At 63.8% G+C, this 271-nt stretch carries 1 pseudogene; it reads left to right on the forward strand.

What is annotated here, in order from left to right:
- A pseudogene (locus tag SB659_RS19540) lies at positions 1-271 on the forward strand (IS3 family transposase); the annotation flags it as partial.

The raw sequence follows: 271 nt of genomic DNA on the forward strand, positions 1-271 counted from the left end.
GGTTCTGCGCCGGGCAGCGGCATATTTCTCCCAGGCTCATCTGCCGGGAAAATGAGCTACCCGCTCGTCCAAGACCTTGCCGCTGACGGTATTCCCGTCACGGTGACGTGCCGGGTGCTGAAGATCGCCCGCCAGCCTTACTACCGCTGGCTGGCCACCCCGGTTACCGATGCCGAGTACGAACAGGCCTACCGGGGCCAATGCTTTGTTCGATGCCCACCGGGACGACCCCGAGTTCGGGTACCGATTCCTGGTCGATGAAGCCCGCACC

The organism is Arthrobacter sp. SIMBA_036 (genome assembly GCF_046535135.1).
Taxonomy (GTDB): Bacteria; Actinomycetota; Actinomycetes; order Actinomycetales; family Micrococcaceae; genus Arthrobacter.